Raw genomic sequence first — 19,307 nt, 5'->3', positions numbered from 1 at the left:
AGCTCCAACGAAATAGCGCTTCACAGCGCGGCTTTTCCTAACTACAGCAGGACGATCAGTTGTCGTCCTGCTGTAGTTGTTTTAGCTTAGGGACTTCAAGAAAATACCAGGCAATAAGTGCAATGCCCGGCAGAAGCAACTGAGCGGCCGTCCACAGCTTTATGTGGGACATTTCTCTGTCGAATTTAATCTCAATGCCAAGCACAACAAAAGCCACCAAGAGGTACAGCATGGGAAGAACGCCCCACAGGACGTCATGAAGCCAAGGCACTGTTGTCATGCGGCATTCTCCTCACCCTGGTTGATACGTGCAGTAGGCAGTCACCTCACGGTATCACCTGTGGCTGCGAGGAACCAGACTTGTTTCTCGCTGCTGCTTCAGCTGCGCCTGAGCACCGACTGCACCTGACCGCGCGGACGGCCCCGGCCCTGCCCCTGCGCTTGACTATGCGGCACGCCCCTGGACTCTGGGTTTCGCCCCGGCGTATGTGTGTGCGGCGCATGTGTGTGCGCTTGGGCTTGGGCCGCGCGCTGAGCGGACTTCTCGAGCTCGTCCTGTGCCTTGGCCATCGCTTTCTCAAACTCCAACAGCCGTGCGGCTGTGCGCTCACGGAATCCGCGTGCGAACTCATCGAAATCATTGTGCGGCATTACCACTGCCCTGCCTTTCGCGCCTGTACGGATGGGGAATCTGAGCTTTCTTCCGGTGCCGTTTCCGGCTTCATTTCTGGTGCGGCTCCCGCGCCGGGAGCCGGCCCAGGAGCTGGCTCAGGGGGCGGTTCAGGGGCTGGCACCGGTGCCGGCGCTTCCGCTGCCTGCATGTGCGCCAGCTTCTCCGGTGGAGCTTCTGGCTCCGGAACGTTAGTGAGCTCTGGCGGTGGTGGCGTGACTCCGTTGTCCGGGGCTGGTTCTGGCGCCGGTGGTGGTCCCGGCTCTGGTTCCGGCTTCGGCTCTGGTTCTGGCTCAGGCGCAGGTTCCAGCTCAGGCTCCGGCAGATTCTCAATGAAATCCACGGCGGCTTCAGCCAGCAGCCCAAGCCCCAGAATGGCAACTCCTACGCCTAGGATGCCCAGACTTCCGCAGCAGGATTCCTCCGGCTTACACTCACAGGATTCCGCGTTAGGACTCTCGCCGCTTTCTTCCTCACAGTCTTCAGCTACTACAGGCTCGTCAGGCTCCTCGACCTCTTCGACTTCCTGCACCGCCTCCTCTGGGCAATCAGTCACCTCCGCCTGCACGGGTGCGGTCGGCACGTCAATCCCGGCGTCGGCCGGCGTGGTGGTTCCCACGTCGCGCAGCTGCTCAGTGCAGGTACAAGGCTGCTGCTCCTCCTTCTCCGCGTGGCACCCGCACGGCTTGTGCTCTTCTTCTGTTGCGGTGGAATCGGGTGTAGGCTGCGCTTGCGCTGTGGGCTCAGTCGGCACGGTATGCGGCGTGTTCGGTTTCGCTGGCCGAGGCTTATCCTCAGCCGGCGGGCATTCTTCTTCCGAAACCCCTGCGGGCTGGGTTGGCGCAGGTTTTTCTGGCGGTGCCACCGGTTTGTCTGGTTCCGGCTCGACTGGTTGCTGCGGTGCAGGGGGCTGCTCTGCCGACGCCGGTGGCGTTGGCTGGGCTTGCGCCGGTGGCGTTGGCTGGGCTTGCGCCGGTGCCGTTGGTTCTGCGGGGCTCACAGGTTTCGTCGGTTCACAGGGCTCAGGATCCGGTTGTGGGCACTCCTTCGGCTTCTCCTCGCAACCGCATTCAGGCTCAGGCGGGGTTTCCGGCAGCTCCCGCTCGCATACCTCGGTGCAGCGCTTTTCAAACTCGCCGTAGCAATTTTCAATGGCAGTGTCGCGGTCCCGACAGGTTTGCGAAATGGTGTCATTCGTCTGGTCGATTAGGTCACCGCCAATGCGCGAAATAACTGGGACGATGGCCTTGCCCAACGGGTGCCGCTGCAGCAACATGGTCAAGATATTCAGCAGCGGAATTACTGCAGAAATCAACTCCGCTACGGCAGATTCGGAAACACTGACCACGTCTTCGATGGCCTCGGAGCACTGCTGCGCGGACTCCACCAGATCATCGGCTTCGTCCCTTTCCTTCTCAAAGTCATCCTGCACGCCGCGCAGGTGATCCATGATCGCTCCCCCAGCCAGCGACAGCACCGTGCCAAGGAGGAAATCCCGCAGACCATTGCCGCCGCGCAGTGGACGTCGCGCGCCCATCGCCGACGCGGTATGCGTCACGAGCTCTCCTGGGTTGATCCCGTCGACGGAACCCACCATGTCCCCCAACAAATCAATCGGTGTGCTGGGACCGGAGTAGCCGCCAAGGCTCGCAGCCTGAAACTGGGAGACTACCTGTGAATAATCGCCCAAGAGCGACTTGATCATCGTGGACATCAGTTCGCCCCCGTTTCCTGGCTGCCGAATTGGCCAGCGAGGCCACGGTCGACGTCGCCAAACGCCCGCACCTGCTCACGCGCGGCGCCCGCGGTGGCCGATATGTTCTCCAAGCGCCACGCACCGCGCTCGTGTAGCCGACTCAACAACGCCTGAATCTGCGCCCCATGCCCGCTAAAATCCCGCCCCGCAGAAGACGGGGCAAAGCTCGGTCTGTCCCCGCGGTGTGCGTCACTTTGGGCGCGGGCTTGGTCCATGACGTCGTCGAGAAGCCGCGTGGCTTCCTCCTCATCAAAAAATACGTCGGGCATGTGCGCCCTCCTTCTTGTCCACAACAAACAGTGATTCCTGCTCTTATTGGACTGAGAAAGCCACCCGCCGGTTCCCCCACCGCGCAGAAAAAGAAGAAACCCCAGGCCAAAGGCCCAGGGTTGCGATTATGCGGGTAGAACTAGACAGCGGCAACGACGGCAGCAAGCTTGCCCGCTACCTTGCGTGCCTGCTCCTTTTCAGCTGCTTCCACCATGACGCGGAAGAGCTCCTCCGTGCCGGAGGGGCGCAGCAGGACGCGGCCCGTATCACCAAGCTCTGCCTCGGCGGCGGCAATAGCTTCCTTGACTTCGGGGGCATTGAGGATGACCGCCTTATCGGACACCGGCACGTTGATGAGCACCTGCGGCAATACCGTCATCACGGAGGCCAGCTCCTTAAGGGTCTTGCCGGACTTAGCCATGCGCGCCATGATGGACAGTCCCGTCAGTGTGCCATCGCCAGTGGTGCAATCATCCGGCAGCACGACGTGACCGGACTGCTCGCCGCCCAGGGAGAAATCACCGCGGTTGAGCTCCTCCAGCACGTAGCGATCCCCCACGGCGGTTTCCTTGACCTCAATGCCCTGCTCCTGCATCGCCAGCTTCAGCCCCAGGTTCGACATCACGGTGGCCACCAGGGTGTTGAAGCGGAGGTCGTTCTCTTCCTTCATGCCCACCGCGAGGATCGCCATGATCTGGTCACCGTCAACGACGTTGCCCTCAGCATCGACGGCTAGGCAACGGTCAGCGTCACCGTCGTGGGCCAGGCCCAGATCAGCGCCGTGCTCGACGACGGCCTCCTGAGTCTTCTCAATGTGGGTCGAACCGCAGTCCTCGTTGATGTTGAAGGCATTGGGCTTGTTGTGGATAGCAATGACCTCAGCGCCCGCTGCCTCATAGGCCTGCGGAGCAACCTTGGAGGCAGCACCGTTTGCGGTGTCGACGACAACCTTGATACCGCTCAGATCCGTGGTGACGACCTCTGCTAGGTGCTTGAGGTAGCGCTCCCGGCCGTCGGGGGCCTCCGAAATAATGCGACCAATCTTGGTCCCCGTGGGCCCACCGTCGGTGAGGTTGTCCATGGCAGCCTGGATGCGGTCTTCCACCTCATCCGGCAGCTTCTTGCCGCCCGCGGAAAAGAACTTGATGCCATTGTCCGGCATCGGGTTGTGGGAGGCGGAAATCATCACGCCGAGGTCCGCCCCAAAATCATCGGTGAGGAATGCGATGGCCGGGGTCGGCAGCACGCCGACGCGCACGACGTCGACGCCGCGTGAGGCCAAGCCCGAGGCAATCGCCGCATCCAACATCTCGCCCGACACACGCGGGTCGCGCCCAATAATCGCCAGCGGGCGGCGCTCGTAGGACTCCCGGTCCGAGGTCAGCACCTCCGCCGCTGCCTGCCCTAGGCGCAAAGCCAGAATGGGAGTGAGCTTCTTGTTCGCGAGGCCGCGAACTCCATCGGTTCCAAAAAGTCGAGTCATAGTTGTTTATTATGCCCGCTCCCCCTTGCCTGGCGCAGGTCGGCTCGTTCTTGTTGTGTAAACTTCTTCCCACCTTCTGCCCTGTGAGCAGGGCCGGTGGGGAGTTTCCCCAGTTAACGCGCGCGCTGGGCCGTCCTCTGCTTGAATAATCACCATGTCCTATGCGAAAGGCTTGACTCGCGTGAGGGAGTCGAAGGGAGTGAAACTCTTCAAAGCCCTCACCGATGGTGTGCTCACCAAGTTCAACATGGCGGTACTCGTTGTCGCAGCGCTATTTCTGGTGCTCGGAAATACCGAGCCCGCGGAAACGGAAGAACCTGCAGTCATCGCTCCGGGCGAAACGGTGGAGTTGCAGCAGGCCCAGGTGGTCGTCGATAAGCCCCGCGTCGAGGCCGGCCAAGTCCACGTCACCGCCACGTTCCTCAACACCCAAGACATCGCCTTCACGGACTACCAACAGATGTTTAGCCTTACCCGCAATGGTGAGACTATCCCCTTTGAGCAGTTCTCCATCGCGCCCTCACTGGAGAACGGGGCGGTGACCAGGCCCAACCCCGGGGTTCCCTTCGCCGTCGACATCACCGTCGACGATGCCCCCGGAACAGCGCTTGTTCTCAACGATCTGACGGTGCGCAAATCCAGCCTGGACATGTCCTACCGATGGTTTGACCCCACCCCCGTAGCAGAGATGGAGTTGGCATGACCCACCGCAAATCTTCCTCCCTGCCCCTGCTCAACCGCAAGAAGGTCCCCATGATCGCCGTGGCCGCAGCGATCACCTCCCTGGGCATCTTCATTAGTGACCAGATGCCCGATCCGCGCGAGGTGGAATTCTCCCACTTTGAGTACACCGACGAAATACCCGGGCACACCCGCATTAGCCAGGTAGACGTCCACACTCGCCCACTGGCGTCCGGCGACTACGCGGAATTCACCGGTACTCTGCCCGAGGGCGAGGAGCTCAGTGAGCTGTATGAAGTAGCCGTCGATTTCACGCTGGAGCGCACTCACTCCTACCCCCTGAGCCTGAAACTGGAAGACTCCGAGGGCCGTGTTTTCCGAACGACCACACCGCAATGCGACGCCGAGGTCGTCTCCCTCCCCATGACCTGTACCAGTCTCTTTGTACTCCCAGAGCATTCGCTGGGCCCCGCCACGCTGGCGCTAGAGGTGGAGAATCTCCTCGGCGACTTCCACCAACAACCGGTCCCCATGGGCAAGGAAATTCACACAGCCGTGGAGGTTAAAGCATGACGTCCCAAGACACAGCATCGAAGAAGGCCTCGAAGGCGTGGTGGTGGGCAGCAACTCTTCCGGCGCTCGCGATCATGGTGGCGGCCTCCTCCTCCGTCATGGTGCACGGATACCGACCGCTGTCGGTCCATTCGACCGTCGAGGCCACCAAGCAAGAGCCCGCCGAGTTCAGCTTTGATTATCAGCTAGACCAGGACACCGCCCAGCGCTCGGCGACGGTCACCCTGGCCGCCATCGACAAGGCAGACCCCTCCGAATTCGGCTCCCTTTATGCCGACAAGAACCTCATGGATCCCCCTGCGCTCCCCGGGGACACCGCACTCTACAAGGCCACCGTGGACTGGCATGCGGATCCGGAAAGCCCACTTGAAGGATGCGAGGTCGGGCTCCGTGACGGCCAAGGGATCGAGCAACCTGTCCGCCTCGTGTTGTCCCCGCAGGACGTGCCGACCGATATGCCCGCCGCCTTCCCCAACCTCTGTGAACCCGAAGGGGCTGCGGGGCCGATGGCCATCAATCCTTTCGAACTAGATGCCAATATCCTCCCCGAGCCCAGCGCGCGGCCGGCTGAATGGGAGATGACGTACTACTTCGTCACCAACGCCGATTTCGAGCCTTCCGAATTATTCGTCACCTGGGGCGCCCCTTATGAGGTGCGCCTGCGCACAGGCGCTTAGAAGCCTTCTGCGCGGACAACCGCCTCAACGTCCTCCGCGCCCGGATCGGTCTTGTTCCACGGCCACGACACCATTACCTTCTCTTCTGGGTAGTAGACGAAAATGTCGCCACCGCCGAATCCATCCTTGCCCCATTCGTTGACGAGGACTTCCGGGGCGGAACCATTCGCCTCGCGAACAGTACGGGTCGACGTCTGGAAGGCATCATCGTGATAATCGGGCAAGGCTCTGTACATCTCTTCGGCCTCCTCCCCAATGACAATGTCCCGCGGACTATGGAATGTCATGAGCCCCTCAGCGTCCTGCTCCTTGGTAAGCCACGGCTTGCAGGAATAGCCGTGGGCTCCTTCTAGCAGAGCATTCTCGGATTGCAGCGGTGCTTCGGTACACAGGGCGATCTTCTCAATGAAGGCCTCCGGCAAGACGTCCGCGGTCTCAGGGCGCAGGTTCACGATGTGGTCCTCCCGCAGGTCCGGACGCGCCAGCTCCTCGCTGGACCCGCGCCTGTTGATCTGCTCAACCGTAATCCCGCCAGCAATCAACACCACCGCGACAACCAGGGTGAGAATGTTCAGCTTGCGCGCGCTGATGTGGGTATCAGGATCGGTCGTGGCTTCTGCGCGATCCACGTCACCGGCTTGAGTGTGCTCAGTAGTCTGTGTCACCGATTCCACCTACTTCTCTCCCGCCTGGCTCGCTGGGACGGCAGATTCAGCGTCCGGCTCTTCGCCTTGGTTTTCGTCGGTGCTCTCATCTGCGTCCTCCGCCTCGGCGTACTCAGCGTTGAGGAAGCGGTCCAGCGCGGCTACCACCAGCGGGAGCGCAACGAGGAAGTACACGGCTCGGGCAAAAACCAGCGCATAAGGCTCAAGCCCAATGGTGATGGTCCCCAGCGCCAGCGGTTTGATGATGGCACGCAGGGCATAGACTACGCCCAGCTCAGCGCCCGAAGCCAAGACGAAGACGAGGCAGAAGGTCAGCATGGGGACCGCACCGGCGACTGCCAGCGTCTTGAAATTGCGCCACGCATTACGGAAGGGGCCGACGAGTGGCTGCGCGGCGTTGTCCAGCATGTCTCGCGTCGTTCGGAAGGCTGCTTCCGAATAGCGACGCCCATAATCGGCCCACATCTTCTGCTCGGCATGCGGGGAGAGCTTTCCTCGTTCGGCGGGACCTTCGATGGGGGCATCGGCTACCGTCTGCAGGGGCGGTACCGCGTCCTCCTCGCCTGACGTGTCCGGCTCAGAACTGTCCTTCTCTCTGGTCAGGCTCGTGTTGTAGACCACCGCGCCGAGGGTCAGCCATGCGAAGGGCACGACGATAAAGTTGCCGATTTGCGCCGCGTTATTCCACAGCCACCCAATCACCGCACCAATGACCCAGGTGTGGGCGACAATCCAATCCTTCGCCGTGACAATAGAGTCCCATACGGGGCCAATGCCTTGCCGGCTAAGAATCCACACACGGACCTTCTCAAAATTGCTGGTGATGCTTAGCGACGCCGTGGCCATCCACAGCACCTCCAGGTACGCGGCCGCAGTGGACACGCCAAAGGCGCGCTCCCCCAACTGCAGCGCACCAATGAGTTTGCGCAGCACCACGATAGAAATGAGAAACCCTGCAAATAGCCATCCGGAGTTTATGAACGAGCGCCCGAAATCATAATCGAGAAAGCTGGTGGCCACCTCGATGGTCACGGAGTCGTAGACAAAGGTCCGCGCGTCGTCGCGCAACAGACCGTGGGAGGAATACACGGTGAGGAACGGGATGAGGAGGCCACCGACGGTCAGCAGCGTGGTCTTATCCAGTTTGCTAAAGCGGGTCTCGCCGCCAAAGAACTCCATGGACGGCTGCATGATCCAAAAGCACACGATGACGCCGGTCATCACAGAAAGCGGCGCAAAGGGGAAGATGAGCGTGGCGGCCAACGGCGAATACTCAGAAATAACCACCGCCAACCACAGCACCGCCGCGCGCACGGCCAGCGACAGGCAAATCACCGTGATCAGCTGCGGCAGGTACCGCCACAGCAGCTTTGCTGCGTCCAAGGGGACTGATAGTGCGTCCCGCGCGCTCTCAAGAATGACTTTCACGCCGCTTAGTATAAGGAGAATCACACCAGTGCGCTGCCCGAACGGGGAAAGCCGCCACCTCCCCCGAAAGGGAAGCAGCGGCTTTCGAAAATGCAGTATGCGCGAAGATTAACGCTTGGAGTACTGCGGGGCACGACGTGCCTTGTGCAGACCAGCCTTCTTGCGCTCCACGGCACGAGCATCACGGGTGAGCAGGCCAGCCTTCTTCAGGGCCTGGCGGTCAGCCGGGTTGTAGATGTTCAGTGCGCGGGCGATAGCCAGACGCAGGGCGCCGGCCTGGCCGGTCGGGCCACCACCGGTGACGGTGACCTTGAGGTCAAACTGGCCCTCGCGCTCGAGGATGGTCAGCGGCTGCAGGATGTCCTGCTGGTGCAGCTTGTTCGGGAAGTACTCGTCAAAGGCACGGCCGTTGACAGAGATGTTGCCGGAACCAGCGACGAGGCGGACACGAGCGATGGCGCGCTTACGGCGGCCAACGGTCTGAATCGGGCCCTCGTGGATAGCCGGGGCAGCGGTCTCAACCTCAGCCTCGGTGTCGGTTGCCAGGGAATCACCGATGGTGTTGGTGAACTCCTCGGTAGCGGCGGTTGCTGCAGCGATGTCGGCAGCGTCGGCTACATTGTTGTCGATGTTCTGCTCGGTCATTACTGTGCCACCTGCTTAAACTCAAAGGTTTCCGGCTTCTGGCCGGCGTACGGGTGCTCCTCGCCCACGAAAACGTGCAGCTTCTTGATGGAGGCGTTGGAAAGCTTGTTGTGCGGCATCATGCCCTTCACAGCTTCCTCGATAACGCGGACCGGGTTGGCGTCCAGGGACTGACCAAGGGTCATGGACTTCAGGCCGCCCGGGTAACCGGAGTGGCGGTAGCGCATCTCGCGCTCGCGCTTGTTGGAGGAAATGTGGATCTTGTCCGCATTCAGGATGATGATGTGGTCGCCGCAATCAACGTTCGGTGCGTACTGGGGCTTGTGCTTGCCGCGCAGCATGTCAGCCACGGTGGAAGCAAGCTTGCCCAGAACCACGTCGGTAGCGTCGATGACGTACCACTTGCGGGTGATGTCACCGCTCTTCGGGTGGAAAGTAGACAAAATGACTCCTTGAAAGTCTGTCTCGGAACTGCCGGCCAACGCTATGTAAGCCCCTACGCGGTACATACAGCGGCCGGTGGAGACCTGCAGCACGCGCGCACCCACGTAGACGCGGGTGCGGACACATAGGTGTTTCACTTTAGTATGAGGCTGTTTGAAAACCCAAAACGCCGATATCGCCCCTCACCAACGCCTCCATCCCCAGATACTTCGGGGTGGGGGTAGAGACAGAAACGTTGATGAGAAGCGATACCGGCGCCTTTCACTAGGTGGGCAGAAAGTGCTGACTGTGAGGTGGTGCGTCCAGCCCTTCCATTGACTGCACCCCCTCTCCTAGCCCTTCACGCCTTCCTCCACGCCACCCACCGCTCATGGTTGTGAATGGTGATGGAAGACTGCGCCCATACTCCTAGCGAAAGACCCGCAGTCGAGACGGTTTAGCCCCAGCTAGCGGCGGCGCGGCGGTTGACGTCACTCATATTGTCATTGCCCTGGGACACCGTGGTGGAGATGGTCGCTAGCACCGTGTTGAGCTCGGCGGCAGCTTTATCCCACTTGGCCTGCGCCGCGTTATATGCGGCGGCGCTTTCTCCCTCCCATGTCGATACCATCGGCTGCAGGGTGGCCTTAAGGTCACCGAGGAGCCCGTTGATGCGGCCGGAGGTGGAGTTGATGTCGGCGGCGGCACCAGCGATGGCGCCAAACTGATACTTAATTCCAGACATTGCGTGTTCCTTATCTTCTGTGTGCTCGTGTGTGGTTCAGTGCGTACGGCTATAGGAGGCTGCGGCTCTGTTTAAAGGGCCAGGCCCGCGCCGCCGACGTTGTCGAAGGACTGGGCGTTATCTGCCTCAACCGAATCAAAGTTTCGGGCATTGTCCCTGATGTTGTCGCTGATGGCGGTCAGTGCCTCACGCAGCTGCTGTGCGGAGGAGTTGTAGCGCTGCATCAGGTTGTCAAAGGAAACCTGCGCGCGGCCTGCCCAGCTGGCGCGGACGGAGTCCACAACTCCCTGCAGACGGGTGAGCTCACCCTGTACCTCGTCATTGGTGGAGTCGACGCGGCCGGCGGTGGCCACCATTACGTCGGCTTCTGTGCGGAACGTTTGAGTCATTGTTCTCTCCCTTTCTTTGTTCCCTACCTGGGGCATGCCCTTTTACTACGGGGCCTGATGTGTGTTTCTTTCCCCCCGAGAAGCACCCTGTGTCCTTCTCACCCTTATTGGACTGAGTTAGTGGCGCATCGGTTCCCACCGGTTTCAAAGTTTTTAATTTTTCTGGCTTGCCGCTGCTTAGTCCTTCTTAACCAGCGATTCCGCCGCCATTCGGCACGCTGCCTTCTGCACCACGTTGGGCTCGAACTTGGTGTGGCAGCCCACGGACATCTGGTGGCCTTTGTCCTCCCACATCATCCAGGTCACCCGCGAGCCATCGCCGGGGTCCTCGGTATAGGTCAGCCGCCCGGACTCCTCTACCGGATCACGGAGGGCGGGATCGGATTCGATCTGCTCCTTGATCTCCGCAAAAAGGACGTCAACGGGCACGTTGAAAAGCGGATCTGCAGCGACAAGGATCCGCAGGTTGGGATCCTCACCGGCCGCGGTAACGAGCCCATCTTCCACGCTGGTACGAAAACCCTGTGGCAAGACCAAGGACATCCCTTCCACGTCGATGGCTTGTTGGCCCGGACGCAGCTGCGCACTGCCGGTATCCCCGGGCGAGCCTTGCGTCCCGCCCTCCTCAGTCGGCGCGTCCGAGCTCTGGGTCGGGGCCGTACCCGGCGAATGGGCAGCACTGGAAGTACTTACCGCCGTCTGGTGTGGTGTCGCGGCTGCTAAGGCTGCGTCTTTGCGTCCCACGGCCCACCAGGACACCCCGGCCACGACGAGCACCATGACCGCAATGGCGATATAGAAGGGGTCGATGCCTCCCACGAGCGCAGAAAGGCGGTGTGGTGTCGCGCGATGGGAGCGTCGCGCGCGCGTGGCTCGCGGCCGCTCAGCTGTCACGGTATCTGCATGGCCCTCGTCGTGCCCGTCCACAACCGCCCTTGTAAGAGTCGGTGTTTGTTCCACCACGGGCGGCGATGGTTCTGTTTCCACTACCGTCGCGCCCGCGCCGGTCAGTTGGCGGCGCAGGATGCTCACTGCCTCGTCAGTGATGTCCGTACCGGATGGATCCGCTACCACCTCGGCGCTTACCTCCGGCCACTCCGCCCCACAGACCTTTTCTGCCTGGTCAAGAACGGCGTCGAGCGCCCAGCCTTCGGCGATACCAGTGCCGGGTAAGTCGTAGCGGTAGATCGTCTCCGGCCCCTCATAGATCGTGGCGGCGTCGAGCACCGTGATAACGAGTGTGGTCTCTGGCGTAGTCGACGGTGTGCGCAGTGCATGAGTCGCGGTCATTGGTTATCTCCCTTGCTGGATGTGGTGTGTGGTGGTTCTTCTGGTGTGTCGGTGTCCGGCACATACACCTGTGCCAGGCCTTGGGGTGCCCCACGCACGACCCATTGGCCGCGGCCGGGCGGCAGCGCTACTGGTTTGATGCCGAAGATGGCGCCTTCGTCGCGGTCGGCGTCGAGAAGCAGCAGTGCTGGCTGCAGGTCGCGCACTGCCGAGAGGAACTGCCCAAACAGCGCGCGCCCGATTCCTCCTGATTTGCGCGCGAGCACTAGGTGCAGGCCCACATCGCGGGCGTGCGGGAGAATCTCCACAAGTGGTGCCAGGGCAATGTCACTGACCAAGTCGAGATCATCGATGACAAGGTAAATATCCGGCCCCTCCCACCAGCTCCGCGCGGCCAACTGCGCGGGAGTGACCTCGGGGCCGGGGAGGCGCTGCTCTAAGGTGCGGACGGTATCGAGGATGGCCTGGGTGGCTGCGCTTGCCGACGCCCCGTAGACCGCCACCATCTCCTCATCCAGCGTCCCCAAATGTGCCCGGCGCTCATCGATAACCACGAGGCGGGCTTCCTCCCGGTTCAGTTGGCTGATACCGGCGAGAATCACGCTGAGGAACTGCGACTTACCGGAACCTTGAGAACCAATGCACACGAGGTGGGGCTGCGTGGTCGGATCCCACGTCAGAAGGTCCAGGTCCGGCCCGCCAATTCCCCAAGCCACCCCGGCCGGTGGGCTGCCGGCCGGTTGTGGAAGCTCGGTGAGCAGGGCGGGCAGCATCTTCAACGGCGGGACCGGCTGGGCGTCCGCATGCACTCCGCAGATATGAGCGATATCCTGCGGGGACGTCGCAGCGAAGAGCAGGTTCTCCCCCGCCAGCGTGATGCCCCGACCGGGCGCTGCCGGGAGTTTTTGTTGTGCTTTGCGGTCAATGAGGGAATCCATGGCTTCACCCAGACGCAGCTCGAGGCGCGCCGCGATAAGGTCCCGGATTGACGGCCGCAGGCTGGTCCACCGCGCCGCCGCGATCAGGACGTGAACGTGGGAAGACGCACCATCTGCGACCAGCTGGGTAATCGGCTCGGCGAGATCTTCAAAATCCGCCCCAGAGGTGCCAATGTGGTGCCAGCCATCCACAATCAGGAAGGTGTGGCGGGATTCCGGGCGACGCACGAGGCCAGCGACTTCGTCGACGATGCGCCGTACCTTCTCCGGTTCCTCGCGGCCGGCCACCCCGGCCACGTGGGGCAGCCGCTCCAGAACCTGCAGTTGTCCGCCACCCAAGTCGATGACATAAAAGCGCACCTGGTCCGGCGAGTGCCGCAGTGCCATTCCGGAGGCGATACTGCGCAGCGCCATTGACTTGCCCGACTGCGGCCCACCGCACAGGGCCAGGTGCCCGCCACCCGTCGTGAAGTCCACGGTGAGTAGGTCTTGGCGCTGGTGGTAGGGGCGGTCGATAAGCCCCACCTCGGCGCACAGCCCGCCGCCCGCGCCGGGCGATTCTACCTGCACAGCGGCGACACTGGACAGCTCCACCACGGCGGGCAAGGGCGGCAGCCAGATTCGCCGCGCTGATTGACCGCGCCCGGCGGCTTCGTCCCGGGCAGCCCCCACCACGGTGTCAAGGAGGGTGCTCGAGGAGTCCACGAGTACTGCGAAGTCTAGGTCCTCCTCCACCACGCGGTGCCCGGTGAAAAGCTCTAGGCGCGCCGTGTGCTGTGCGGAAGCATCATCTTCTAGCGCTACCCGGCGCGTCACCGGGCCGGACACATAGGAGGCCTGGAAACGTGTGGGGGCATCGGCATCCGTCTTGAGGTAGCCGGATCCCGGCTGGGCGGGGAGGTGGTAGGCGTCGGGCACACCGAGGACCTGGCGGGACTCCCCGGCGGAGAATGTCTTCAGGCCAATGCGGTAGGACAGGTGCGAATCCAATCCCCGTAGGCGCCCTTCTTCCAGGCGCTGGGATGCCAGCAGCAGGTGCACGTGCAGTGAGCGGCCGAGCCTTCCTACTGCGACGAAGAGCTCCGCGAAGTCCGGGTGCTGGCCCAACAGTTCCGAGAACTCGTCCACCACGATGACCAGCGCCGGCAGCGGCCCGTGCTCCGCCACCGCGGCAGCGGAAGCATTGAACTCGCCCACATTGGCAAAGTTGCCGGCCTTGCGCAGCAGCTCCTGGCGGCGGTTCATCTCCCCGGAGATGGCATCGTACATGCGCTCCACCAGGGTAGATTCCTCCTCCAGGTTGGTAATCACGGCGGAGGTGTGCGGCAGCTCCTCGCAGCCGAGAAAGGTCGCGCCACCTTTGAAGTCCACAAGCACGAGGTTGAGCTCCTCCGGGCTATGCGTGGCGGCTAGGGCCACGACGAGCGTCCTGAGCAGCTCCGATTTTCCGCTGCCCGTAGCACCGATGCACAGCCCATGCGGGCCCATGCCGCCCTGCGCCGACTCCTTCAGGTCGAGCACCACCGCCTGCCCGGACTCGTCCACACCGATGGGCACGCGCAGGCGTTCGACCGGGCTGCGGCCATGCCACATGCCGGAGGCCTGCAGCGCATCCACGTCCCGGTAGCCCAGCAGCACAGGGAGGTCTGCATCGCGACCGTGCCGTGGCGTTGCCGGAGCATCGCCGCCGAAGGGGCGATGATAGGGCGCAAGCGTGCGGGCGTGGAGGAGGGCCGTGGAAACGTCGATAAGCGCGCAGCTGCCCAGCTCCTCCTCCCCCGCGGCGGTAACCACGGACAGCGCGCCTTCCGCCCGCAGGTAAATGCCTTCGTCCTCCGCACGGCGGCCCAGCAGCGAATGAGGTGTGACACCCACGGCGATGGTGGTCGTCGGGGCGTCCCCCGGCGCTCCCTCTTTGTCCAGTACACCGCGATGCCGGTGGTCCTCCTCCACGACGCGGATACGAAACTGAGCGCTCTCCGGATCCCTCGAGTGCGGCAGCCACTTCAGCCACTCCCAGCTCTCCCCGTGGTACTCAATGCCCACGGTTTCCGGGCCATGCAGTACCGCCAGGTGCAACAGCAGCGCGCGGGCCATACCGTGCGCATCCGCACCGGCCAGCCCCACGATAGGGAAGGCTTGGAGCTGGATGACCACCGGCATATCCGCCAGCGTTCCCACCGCGCGCACGGTCTGGCGCAGGCTCACCGCACACACTGGGTCGAGGTCTTCCGCGGCACCCGAATCTGGAACATTGATCGGCGTGCACAGTGCCATCGGCCCGGTGCCCACCCGCACCTCCAGCGCATCCGGGGCATCCGCATCCCGCTCCCAGAGGCGCGACGTCGGAATCAACGCGCCGAGCTGCCCAGGCGCCGGATTGCGGTGTTCCTCGTGCGCGCGCTGCGCCGCCGCGCGCTCCAGCGCCTCCTCGCGCAGCGCCTTGAGGTGACGCAGGTACGTCCGGCGAGTTTCGTCCGGATCCTGCCCGCCTCCCTGCGGGTTGAACATCATCGCCATGCTGGCCAGCATCATGAGCGGGAACATGAGACTCATGGGGCTTATCCGGCGCGCATCACCCGCGCCGAGAACCATGAGCGCCACCATGCCCACCATGGCCGCGATCATGACCAGCGGCATAAGCAGGCGAACCAACGGAACGGGCTGGGCACGGGCCGCCTCCGGCACGGCCTCGGCATCAATGCTGCCTTGCGGCAGTGGTGGCGCTGGTTCCCGATATGACGACAGCCCGGTGTCAACGACGCGTGTAGGTACGCGCATGTCAAAGTCCTTCCCCCCGAAGTACTCCACCGCCTCCTTAAGCGGTGGACAGCGTGCCACCAGTAAGCCACAATGTGAGGCAATGGGCAAGGGGTTGCCCAGAAATTTTTCTCGGGGGAGGTATTTTCCATGACTCGCGCACTCGCGCATTCTGTCCGCGTCACCGTCCGTATCCACGCAGGCCAGACCCGCAAAGAAGCGGATATCTCACTGCCGCTTTCTTCCAGTCTCGGGGAGGTGCTGGGGGAGCTGCTCGTGCTTGTCGACGTTCCCCCAGCACCCATCCTGTGGCGCGCCACTACCGCGGCGGGCAAGACCATATCGATGACCACGCCACTGGATCGCACCAGCGTAGAAGAAGGCTCCGTGCTGGTGCTTAGCCCGGATGCACCGGCGCCGGCACCCATCGTGCGCGACGCCGCGGAAGCATTAGCCGCCGATGTCTCCGCCACGCAGCTTTCTGGCCTGGCTGGGCTGTGGGGTGTGGCGGGCCTTATCGCCGGCGGTGGGCTCCTTGCCGCAACACTGTCCCCCACGGTCGGCTGCGCCGCCACTGCACTCCTCGCCCTCGTTCTTGCGGTATGGACGCGGCGAGGATCTCTGCTCGCCACCGCGCACGTCGCCGCGGGGCTGGCGGGCGGGTTAGCCACTGGCGCAGCATTTGTCGCTGGACCTGCAGGTACCGCGGTGTCGGCGGCACCCGTCGTGGGGGCCGCGACCGCCGTCGGTGCGACGGCGGTGCTCTCCCACCTGGTACGCATCGGCGGGCTGCGGGACCGGGCTACTGCCGCGACGTGGTGCCTGCTCGTGCTCGTCGGTCTCCTCGGCCCCGCCCCGCTCCTCGCCGCCACCGTGGGGCTGTTGGCGGGTGCTCCCCTGCTGACCACGCGACTGGCGGGTTTGCGCGTGCCGCAGCTTCCCACCGCCGGGCAAGACTTAAGCATCTCGGACGAGGTACCCACCGATAACGCGCTCGCTGCCCGGCGCGCCGGGCAGGCCTACGAGGGCATCGCGGTGGGCTGCGCGGTGGCGGGTGCCCCTGCCCTGCTCCTCGTCACATTGAACGCCAACGCGGCGGCAACCCAGGGGGCCTCCCAAGCGCTGTGTGTAAGTATCGCTGGCGGGGTCATCGTGCATGCAGCACGCCATGCCCGGCCCATTGCTGCGTGGGCACTGGGAATCTATGGCCTCGCCGCTGCTAGTGCCTCGGTGGCTGTGCCGCTGCGCGAGTGGCAGCGGCTTTCTGCGCCAACCACGGAAACATGGGTGCTCAGCGTCATCGCGGGGCTCATCGTTGTGGCCATGCTGTCAGTACCGGTGTGGGCAGGCAAACTACGGCAGATTGAGCCGACCACCATCGTGTGGTTCGAGCGCGCCGAAGCCCTCGCACTGGCTGCGTGTTTGCCGCTCGCCGCACACCTGGCTGGGCTCTTCGAGTTCATTAGGGGGCTGGGCTCATGATAGCTCTAATTAGAATCGGCGCCGCCAGCGCTGCTCTTGGCGCTGGTCTGGCGTGGGGGTCCTGTGTGTTGCCCGGGCCGGTAGCTGCTGCCCGCGAGCCAGACACCGCGTGCGCGGAGGCTACCCTCGCCGCGGCAGGGCCGCAGCCTTCCGCGCAATACTCGGACTATCGCGCGCGGCTGCATTCTTTTGCCACGGGTGCCGGGGTGAAGGTCGCGGTCATCGACACCGGAGTGGCCGCGCACCCCCAGCTGCGCGTGACACCGGGAGCGGACTTCGTAACCCCAGACGAGCCCGACCCGCTGCGAGACTGTGACCTGCACGGCACGGTGGTGGCCGGGGTCATCGCAGGAAGAGAGCTCGGCGTGGCCCCGGATGCGGAAATCTACGCCATCCGGCAAACCAGTTCGCATTTCAGGCAACCGGCGCCGGATAACTCGGCAGGGGCCGATGGTTCAGCGGAGGAAGACCACGGTTCCGGAACGCTGGCCAGCCTGGCTGCTGCCATCGAGGATGCCGTGAACGCGGGAGCTCAGGTCATCAACGTCTCCGTCGTGTCCTGCGTCCCGCCGGATGCCGCCTCACGGGTGGATCGATCGGGCTTGGACGCAGCGCTGCAGCGCGCGGAGGACGCTGGGGCGGTGGTGGTGGCGGCGTCGGGAAACGCGACATCCGGTGGCTGTGAACAAGGTGATGTGGTCTTCCCCGCCGTGGCGGATACTGTCCTCGCGGTTGGCGCCCTAGCCACCCCGTACGACCTTGCGGATTACTCCATCGCTGCACCTCTCAGCGCAGAGGGCAACGTACCACTCGCCTTGGAACCCGGCGGCGGCTGGGCCAGTGCCAAGGGGGATACCCTCTTTCAAGGCACGTCTTTCGCCGCGCCCCTGGTCAGCGGAACGCTCGCTCTGCTGGTGCAGCGCTACCCCGACGAGTCCCCGGCGCAGCTGCGCCAACGCGTCATCGATTCCGCCGAGCCCGGCCACGGGGTGGTCGATCCCCTCACCGCGGTGACCTTTCGTCCTGCGGCCGAAACCCGCGAGGAGCGTTCCTTTGCGGTGACACCACTGACAGCACCGGCCGCCCAAGGCTGGCCTATGGTGCGCCTACTCCTCGGGGCCCTGGGGTTCCTCGTCCTCGTGGCTGTTATCAGTGCTCATTCTTTAAGGCCTCCGCGCGGCTCAAGGCAGAACCTTCCGGCAGCAGACGCAGAATCTCCCACGGCACCTGCTCCGGTTCCCCCAGGCCCAGCGCATGTAGCTCCCCGGCGCTAGCCAGCTCGTGGCGCCTGCCGGTGGCAGAGACCACGTGGTAGCCATGCCCGCTGTCCACGCCCACGCCCGCCTGTAGACCGGCGAAACGCTGCGCCGCCGAATCACCCGGCAAGTCCACGGTGGCTGACACCGGGCGAGTCGTACCGGCTCCATGCTGGTGCGTCGCGCACAACCAACCGTGCTCAGGAGACAGGAAGTCCATCCGGGTAGCCGGGAGGTTGAAGGTCGGTGGAACGTCGCCAAGCGCGGCAACCTCCTGTGACTGTGCCGGCAGACGCTGCGCGCCCATGCCGACGAGCATCTCCGCTTGCGTGGGGGTGATGGAGAAAACGCCCTGCTCGGTTCGCGCCCACAGCTGTTCGCCGGTATCCAGAATCTCAGGTGGCACGGCTGGGAAACTCAGCGGCTCCAGTTCGGCGAAGGCATTGAGGAGCTCTGCCGGCACGCTCCACACCGCCGTCTCCGCGGTCATCCCCAAGGCGCGGCGCAGTACCCTGCCTTGCGTGCTCGTGGCCTCGGGCAACACGACGCGCCCTTGGCCGGTGAGCAACCACTGCGTGCCCTCGGATTCCGCCACGGCGGCCTGCTCCTCGTCGAAGCCGGGAACGGCGTGGTGCGCCACCACGGTCACGGTGCCGACGCGACTGCTGGACTGCCAGTTCTCCCCTTCGGTGGATTCCTCCAAGCAGGCTGACCAGCTTGGCTCCTCCCCTGTCGCAGCGGCAAGGAGGTTCGGGGCATCCGCAATCCCCAGCGGGGTGCCTAAGCTTATCTGGTCTAGAAAGCTATCCCCGGCCGCATGTGGCTCCACCGCTTCGTTGGCAATGAGCCGGGCCGACGCCAGGTTAGCCACCGGGTGGTAGGTGCCATTGACCAGAGCTAAAAGCTGTCCCTCCGCAGAGCGGACCACGGGCGCATCCCCGGGTTGCGGATCCGGTTGCATCCACGCAATGAGCCCCGAACCGAGGCTAAGGAATGCGACTGCGGCTACTCCACCGAGCAGAGCGCGCCGGCGCCGTTTCAGCGGATCATGGATCATCCTGATATCGCCGAAAACGAGGCCATGCTCGAGCCGGCGCAACAAGAACTTGTGGCCCGATACCTGGGCCTTGGTAGTAGGCAACGCGCGTGCCATGAGAATCCTCCCCGAATCAGTGC

At 63.6% G+C, this 19,307-nt stretch carries 18 protein-coding genes and 1 pseudogene; 5 read left to right on the top strand and 14 right to left on the bottom strand.

The features are described 5' to 3' along the window. Positions 1–55: 55 nt before the first annotated feature. From HMPREF2807_RS06790 to glmM, 5 genes are all read right to left on the bottom strand, one after another. Positions 56–280 (bottom strand): hypothetical protein, encoded by a 225-nt coding sequence (locus HMPREF2807_RS06790; RefSeq protein WP_046648429.1) that lies wholly within the window; start codon positions 278–280, stop codon positions 56–58. Between the two features lie 98 nt (positions 281–378). Further along, a complete protein-coding gene (locus HMPREF2807_RS06785) occupies positions 379–651 on the bottom strand; it encodes a hypothetical protein (RefSeq protein ID WP_046648430.1) in 273 nt (90 codons plus the stop codon). Beyond that, positions 651–2,384: a zinc metalloprotease gene (locus tag HMPREF2807_RS06780; RefSeq protein WP_070511349.1), complete on the bottom strand. Its 1,734-nt coding sequence runs from the start codon at positions 2,382–2,384 to the stop codon at positions 651–653. The genes HMPREF2807_RS06785 and HMPREF2807_RS06780 overlap by 1 nt, the downstream gene beginning before the upstream one ends. Then, positions 2,384–2,695, bottom strand: coding sequence for a hypothetical protein (locus HMPREF2807_RS06775; RefSeq protein ID WP_053089098.1), 312 nt, complete (start codon positions 2,693–2,695; stop codon positions 2,384–2,386). Before HMPREF2807_RS06775 ends, HMPREF2807_RS06780 begins: the two co-directional genes overlap by 1 nt. Positions 2,696–2,835: 140 nt before the next feature. Beyond that, complete coding sequence (glmM, locus tag HMPREF2807_RS06770) at positions 2,836–4,179, bottom strand: phosphoglucosamine mutase (RefSeq protein ID WP_049157018.1); 1,344 nt, start codon at positions 4,177–4,179, stop codon at positions 2,836–2,838. 154 nt (positions 4,180–4,333) lie between these two features. Between glmM and HMPREF2807_RS06765 the strand changes: the two genes are divergently transcribed. The 3 genes from HMPREF2807_RS06765 to HMPREF2807_RS06755 are packed head-to-tail and all read left to right on the top strand — an operon-like array spanning position 4,334 to position 6,110. After that, on the top strand, positions 4,334–4,882 hold the full coding sequence (locus HMPREF2807_RS06765) for a hypothetical protein (RefSeq protein ID WP_141761684.1): 549 nt from the start codon (positions 4,334–4,336) through the stop codon (positions 4,880–4,882). Next, the gene (locus HMPREF2807_RS06760) at positions 4,879–5,433 is read left to right on the top strand and encodes a hypothetical protein (RefSeq protein WP_070511345.1); all 555 of its coding nucleotides are present in this window, start codon (positions 4,879–4,881) and stop codon (positions 5,431–5,433) included. Before HMPREF2807_RS06765 ends, HMPREF2807_RS06760 begins: the two co-directional genes overlap by 4 nt. Next, a complete protein-coding gene (locus HMPREF2807_RS06755; protein ID WP_046648435.1) occupies positions 5,430–6,110 on the top strand; it encodes a hypothetical protein in 681 nt (226 codons plus the stop codon). The genes HMPREF2807_RS06760 and HMPREF2807_RS06755 overlap by 4 nt, the downstream gene beginning before the upstream one ends. On the opposite strand, the gene HMPREF2807_RS06750 is transcribed toward HMPREF2807_RS06755, so the two are convergent. The 8 genes from HMPREF2807_RS06750 to eccCa form a co-directional block, all read right to left on the bottom strand. Further along, a complete protein-coding gene (locus HMPREF2807_RS06750; protein WP_141745913.1) occupies positions 6,107–6,775 on the bottom strand; it encodes a hypothetical protein in 669 nt (222 codons plus the stop codon). The genes HMPREF2807_RS06755 and HMPREF2807_RS06750 overlap by 4 nt on opposite strands. Before the next feature lie 9 nt (positions 6,776–6,784). Next, positions 6,785–8,203, bottom strand: a complete 1,419-nt coding sequence (locus tag HMPREF2807_RS06745) for a hypothetical protein (RefSeq protein ID WP_070511343.1) — start codon at positions 8,201–8,203, stop codon at positions 6,785–6,787. 108 nt (positions 8,204–8,311) lie between these two features. Then, a complete protein-coding gene (rpsI, locus tag HMPREF2807_RS06740; protein ID WP_046648438.1) occupies positions 8,312–8,848 on the bottom strand; it encodes a 30S ribosomal protein S9 in 537 nt (178 codons plus the stop codon). After that, a complete protein-coding gene (gene rplM, locus HMPREF2807_RS06735) occupies positions 8,848–9,291 on the bottom strand; it encodes a 50S ribosomal protein L13 (protein WP_010189505.1) in 444 nt (147 codons plus the stop codon). Before rplM ends, rpsI begins: the two co-directional genes overlap by 1 nt. Positions 9,292–9,728: 437 nt before the next feature. After that, complete coding sequence (locus HMPREF2807_RS06730; protein ID WP_046648439.1) at positions 9,729–10,016, bottom strand: WXG100 family type VII secretion target; 288 nt, start codon at positions 10,014–10,016, stop codon at positions 9,729–9,731. Positions 10,017–10,087: 71 nt separating this feature from the next. Continuing rightward, positions 10,088–10,405, bottom strand: coding sequence for a WXG100 family type VII secretion target (locus HMPREF2807_RS06725; protein WP_046648440.1), 318 nt, complete (start codon positions 10,403–10,405; stop codon positions 10,088–10,090). Between the two features lie 177 nt (positions 10,406–10,582). Then, positions 10,583–11,695, bottom strand: a complete 1,113-nt coding sequence (locus HMPREF2807_RS06720; RefSeq protein ID WP_046648441.1) for a type VII secretion-associated protein — start codon at positions 11,693–11,695, stop codon at positions 10,583–10,585. Further along, entirely contained in the window at positions 11,692–15,414 is a 3,723-nt protein-coding gene (gene eccCa, locus HMPREF2807_RS06715) for a type VII secretion protein EccCa (RefSeq protein ID WP_198531384.1), read from the bottom strand. The genes HMPREF2807_RS06720 and eccCa overlap by 4 nt, the downstream gene beginning before the upstream one ends. Before the next feature lie 129 nt (positions 15,415–15,543). Between eccCa and eccD the strand changes: the two genes are divergently transcribed. Beyond that, positions 15,544–16,875: a type VII secretion integral membrane protein EccD gene (eccD, locus tag HMPREF2807_RS06710; RefSeq protein ID WP_070511339.1), complete on the top strand. Its 1,332-nt coding sequence runs from the start codon at positions 15,544–15,546 to the stop codon at positions 16,873–16,875. Continuing rightward, positions 16,872–17,840: pseudogene (locus tag HMPREF2807_RS13505) on the top strand (S8 family serine peptidase); the annotation flags it as partial. The gene eccD and the pseudogene HMPREF2807_RS13505, both read left to right, overlap by 4 nt. Before the next feature lie 184 nt (positions 17,841–18,024). Here the strand turns inward: HMPREF2807_RS13505 and eccB are convergent. Beyond that, complete coding sequence (eccB, locus tag HMPREF2807_RS06700; protein WP_070511337.1) at positions 18,025–19,284, bottom strand: type VII secretion protein EccB; 1,260 nt, start codon at positions 19,282–19,284, stop codon at positions 18,025–18,027. Positions 19,285–19,307 lie beyond the last annotated feature (23 nt).

Origin of the sequence: Corynebacterium sp. HMSC074A09, assembly GCF_001811545.1 — a bacterium.
Lineage (GTDB): Bacteria > Actinomycetota > Actinomycetes > Mycobacteriales > Mycobacteriaceae > Corynebacterium > Corynebacterium hiratae.
This window is presented reverse-complemented; position numbering and strand designations above follow the sequence as displayed.